6 protein-coding genes are annotated in these 4,979 nt (G+C 61.4%); all 6 read right to left on the bottom strand.

The annotated features are described in order from the left end of the window. Positions 1 to 814 (bottom strand): ABC transporter permease (locus tag VFL62_RS02650; protein WP_325170829.1); only part of this gene is annotated, 814 nt, incomplete at its 3' end. 83 nt (positions 815 to 897) lie between these two features. Next, a complete protein-coding gene (proS, locus tag VFL62_RS02645; RefSeq protein ID WP_325170828.1) occupies positions 898 to 2,214 on the bottom strand; it encodes a proline--tRNA ligase in 1,317 nt (438 codons plus the stop codon). A gap of 228 nt (positions 2,215 to 2,442) precedes the next feature. Further along, positions 2,443 to 2,952: a copper chaperone PCu(A)C gene (locus VFL62_RS02640; RefSeq protein WP_325170827.1), complete on the bottom strand. Its 510-nt coding sequence runs from the start codon at positions 2,950 to 2,952 to the stop codon at positions 2,443 to 2,445. Positions 2,953 to 3,070: 118 nt separating this feature from the next. Next, entirely contained in the window at positions 3,071 to 3,568 is a 498-nt protein-coding gene (locus VFL62_RS02635; protein ID WP_325170826.1) for a TlpA disulfide reductase family protein, read from the bottom strand. Beyond that, positions 3,565 to 4,776 (bottom strand): sialidase family protein, encoded by a 1,212-nt coding sequence (locus VFL62_RS02630; protein ID WP_325170825.1) that lies wholly within the window; start codon positions 4,774 to 4,776, stop codon positions 3,565 to 3,567. The genes VFL62_RS02635 and VFL62_RS02630 overlap by 4 nt, the downstream gene beginning before the upstream one ends. 23 nt (positions 4,777 to 4,799) lie before the next feature. Continuing rightward, positions 4,800 to 4,979 (bottom strand): hypothetical protein (locus VFL62_RS02625; protein ID WP_325170824.1); only part of this gene is annotated, 180 nt, incomplete at its 5' end.

The following is a 4,979-nucleotide window of genomic DNA, read 5'->3' as shown; positions in this document are numbered from 1 at the left end:
TCGAGTTGCGCTGCCGCCAGTCGACAAGAAACACCGGCCGCCCCGCCGCCTCCGTCACGCTCTTGCGGAAGGCGTCGATCCTGTCGGGGTTGTTGGTGAAGACCTCGATCGCGGTCACGTCGTTGTTGCGGTTGAAGTAGGCCTGCGCCTCGGTCAGCGGCATGAACACGAATCCGGCGTCGTACTCCGACATGCCGATCTCGAAGACGGCCGTGATCCGGTACGGCTTGATGCGCGGCGTCGTACCCATCGGAGTCACTGCACCCCGCGGCGCGACGAGGGTGATACTGTCGCCGGCATGCAGCGACAGCGTATCGGCAAGCCGGCGGCCGATCGCCACGCCCTGCCCCTCGTCAATTCCCTCCAGCGTGCCTTGCCTGATATTCTTGGAAATCGAGGTGAGGTTGTTGAGGTCGTCGGCGCGAATACCGCGAACCAGGACGCCCGAGGCGTTGAACGGCGAGGATGCCAGCGCCTGCCCGTCCACGACCGGCGCGGCAAGGCGAATGCCCGGCACCTGATTGATGCGGTCGGCGACGTCCTTCCAGTCCGTCAAAGGCGATTCCAGCGGCTGCACCAGAAGATGGCCATTGAGGCCGAGGATCTTGTCGAGCAGTTCCTTGCGAAAGCCGTTCATCACGGCCATCACGATGATCAGCGTCGCCACGCCGAGCATGATGCCGAGGAACGAGAATCCGGCGATGACGGAGATGAAGCCTTCGCGGCGGCGCGCCCGCAAATAGCGTCCAGACAGCAGCCACTCAAAGGGCGCGAAAGGTCGGGTTTGAACTGGCTCGCTCATGGCTTTGTCCATGTCCGATTTTCACACGATTCGGGCTAATTGTGGCCACAACGGGCTTGTTTCCCGTGCGGCCTGCGGTGGATAATCTCAATAAATCAAGCCAACCGCGCCAGCACGTCCACGGCGCTGAGGTTCTCGCGTGTCCCATCGCTTCGGCGCTTGAGCTCGAACTTGCCCTCGGCAAGGCCCTTCGGACCTACGAGGATTTGCCAGGGAATGCCAATCAAATCGGCGGCCGCAAATTTTGCGCCGGCCCGCTGGTCGGTGTCGTCGTAGAGCACCTCGACGCCCCTGGCCGAGAGGTCTCGATAGAGTTGCTCGCAAGCACCATCAGTATCTTCGGAACCCTGCTTCAAGTTCAGGATCACCACCTTGAACGGGGCCACGGCCTCCGGCCACTTGATGCCGGCGTCGTCATGGCACGCTTCGATGATGGCCCCGAGCAGCCGCGAGACACCGACGCCGTAGGAGCCGCCGTGAATGGCGACCTCTGTGCCATCGGGACCCGCCACCAGCGCCTTCATCGGCTCGGAATATTTGGTGCCGAAATAGAAGATCTGGCCGACCTCGATGCCGCGGGTGTGAACGCGCTTCTCCGCCGGGACCTCGCGTTCGAACCGCGCCGCGTCATGAACGTCTTCGGTCGCCGCATAGACCGATGTCCACTGCTTGATGATCGGCGTGAGATCGCCGTCGTAGTCGACGTTCTCGTCCGGCACCGGCAGATCGAGCACGTCGCGGTCGCAATAGACGCCGGACTCGCCGGTTTCCGCCAGCACGATGAATTCGTGACTGAGATCGCCGCCAATCGGCCCGGTCTCGGCGCGCATCGGGATCGCCTTCAACCCCATCCGCGCGAACGTGCGCAAGTAGGCGACGAACATCCGGTTATAGGCGCGGCGCGCGCCGGCCTCGTCGATATCGAAGGAGTAAGCATCCTTCATCAGGAATTCGCGGCCGCGCATCACGCCAAAACGCGGCCGCTGCTCGTCGCGGAATTTCCATTGGATGTGATAGAGGTTGAGCGGAAGATTTCGGTACGACTTGATGTAGGCGCGGAAAATCTCCGTGATCATTTCCTCGTTGGTCGGCCCATACAGCAATTCGCGCTTGTGACGGTCGGCGATGCGCAGCATCTCCGGGCCGTAGGCGTCGTAGCGACCGCTCTCGCGCCAGAGATCGGCGAGTTGCAGGGTCGGCATCAGCAGCTCGAGCGCGCCCGCGCGGTTCTGCTCCTCGCGCACGATCTGCTCGATCTTCTTCAGCACCCGCAGACCTAGCGGCAGCCACGCATAAATACCCGCCGCTTCCTGGCGGATCATGCCGGCGCGCAGCATGAGCCGATGCGACACGATTTCCGCTTCCTTCGGATTCTCCTTGAGGATGGGAAGAAAGAAACGCGACAATCGCATGGGCCTAAACCTTCAAGGAATCAGTCCGGGTTTACGGGAATTGCCGCAGTCAAACCGGATCAGCCGCCAAAATACAAGAGAAAGCGTTAGAAAAACCGGCTAAGCGCCCAAACTATCAGCGATTTTGCTGAAACCGAAGCCGAGAAGGCCGGTCTCGTCGGACCGGCCCTCGCACCAACGGGCTATCGCAACAGCCGCAACGGCATTCTTTCGGCCACGCCCTTCGCCTCACATCTTCATCCCCGGCGACATTTTCATCATGTCGTGGCCCCCACCGGGACCCTGCGCGCCGACGCCCTGCACATCGAGCGTGACTGCCACCTTGCCGGCTTTCTCGAACTGAAGCGTCAGCGGCAGCTTGTCGCCCTGCTTCAACGGACCCTTCAGATCCATGATCATCAGGTGATAGCCATTTGGCGCGAGCTTGACGGTCTTGCCGGGATCGATCGAGAGGCCGCCGTCAACCGGCCGCATCTTCATCACGCCGTTGCTCATCGACATCTCGTGCAACTCGATCTTGGGCGAGACATCGCCGGTAACGCCGATCAGCTTGTCGGCCGTCGTCCCCTTGTTTTCGATGGTGAGATAGCCCGCGCCGATCTTGGCGCCGTTCGGCGTCGCGCGGCTCCAGGCTTGCGAGATCACCAGGTCGCCGGCTTTGACCTCGTCGGCGCGCGCCGTAGCGGCAAGGCCTGCGATTAGAACCAGACCAAAAGCCGTTGCGATGATTTTTCTCATGAGAACTCCTTGCTTGTCCCTACCCTGAAATGTGTTTCAACCGGCGCAACCGAGCTTGCTGATTCCGTAATCCTACAGAGATGCCAAAATAAAGGTTTCGGACCCGGCAGTCTGAACGTTACTTGGTGGTCGCCGCCTGCCCTTCCGACCATTTCTGCAGCACCTCAAGTTCCGCCGACCCCTCGATGATTGCCGTCTCGCCCTTACGGGAAATCAGAATCGTGCGCGGGATATCGCCCTGCCAGGCAGGATCGATTTCGTAGCGAATCCGCTCGGCAAAACCGTCACTGAACATCCAGTTTTCGGCAGACGCCAGCCCGGCGCCTTGCAGCATCGAGAAGGCAGCGGCATCGGAATTCGGAACCAGGTCGGCGTCGATGGTAACGACGTCGACCGCCGGATTTTGCTTCATGAACGCGCCGAGTTCGGGCAGTTCAACCTTGCAAGGTCCGCAGGTCACACCCCAAAAATGCACCAGCGTCGGCCGCCCGGCATGCGCATGCAGCAGCTGTTGCCAACTGCCGCGATCGAAGGACTTCAGTTTCGCCGGCTCGGATGCCGGCGAAACGGCCGTGCTGGCGAGCACAAGCATCGCGGCAATTATCAGGGTTTTCATGATCCGCCCTCGATCGGTTGCAGGCGATAGCCGTCGGCCTTGGTCATCCACGACAGATAGGATCGCCGTCCATCCGAAACCAGCAGCGGGTGATCCGATGCGTCGGCAGTTGTGGCGATGACGCGCGGTCGCGACCAGGTCATTCCAGCGTCCGTCGAACTGATGAGATTGATCGAAGTCTTCTCCCCGTCGAATTCCTTCCACACGATCTGCGTCCCCTGTGGTCCGACCATCACGTAAGGCCGCGACGGATTTCTGGCGGGCTCACCGACCGGCATCGGTTGCGAGAATGTTCTCCCGCCATCGCGCGAGCGCGCATAGAACAGCCCCTTGCGGACTTTTCCCTTCGTGTACCAGACGACGTGATAGGTGCCATCGGGTGAGATGGAAAGGCTCGGCCCCTGATGCGGACAAGCGGCGATCTGCCAATCATCCTCGCTCACGCGGCGGGCTTCTCCCGGCGTTTTCGAGTCCGTGAAGGTGACGACCGCGTGATCCCTGATGCCGCCGTCGAAGATATTGCGGAAGGCGATCACCGGATGTCCGACGGGATCGAAAGCAAGGCCGAGCCGGCAGCACTCACAGGTGTTGTCCACGGCCATCGCAGCCTCCGTGTAGGTTTCGCCGCCATCCCTGGAGCTTGCAAAAAACAGCGCCGCGCCGTCATATTTCTTGCCCGCCTGTTGCACTGGGACGCGGTTGCGTTTGTCGAGCCAGGCGGCAAATACGTTGCCTTCGCCATCGAATCCCACCGCTTCGAAGCGCTGGCTCTCGGCATTGCCGGTAATCGGCCGCGGCGGCGCGAAGGTTTTTCCGCCATCCGTCGACCGGCTGTAGAACACCTCACCGTTAAAGGCCTTGTCGCGGAACGTCGAAAAAGCGATGGCAACGCCGCCGCGACGATCAAGCGCGATTTTTGGGCGTGCATCCGGGCCCCAATCCAGATTGGGCGTGCCTTGCGTGACCTGAACGGGACTTGAGAAGCTGCGCCCTTCATCGCTCGAGCGCGCGACCGACACCTGGCCGCCTGCCATCCATGCCAGCCACAACGTGCCGTCCTGGCTGAATGCCGGCGTGACCTTGGAGGCGCAACGCAGTTCGACCGTCGCGCAGGACGCCTCCGAACCATGGTTGTGGCTCATCTGCGCGAAAGCGCTGCCTTGCGTGAACGCCGCGGCCAGCATCACAATGAACGTTCGATGGCTCATGGTCAGTTCCTTAAGTTGCCACATCATCGGAAAGCCACTTTCATTCCCGCCACGAAGGCACGTGGCGATCCCGCGTAGATCGATTGCGTTACATTGGCCAGCGAACTCGCCGGGCTCTGCACACCGGCGCCGCTTACACTGTCGGAGATGTTGTTCGCGGAAGCAACGTAAGTCTTGTCGAAGATGTTCCGCACCTCGGCAAA

Source organism: Bradyrhizobium sp. (genome assembly GCF_035701725.1).
GTDB lineage: Bacteria > Pseudomonadota > Alphaproteobacteria > Rhizobiales > Xanthobacteraceae > Bradyrhizobium.
The sequence above is the reverse complement of the archived record's forward strand: the minus strand, read 5'-3'. Positions and strand labels throughout refer to the sequence as shown.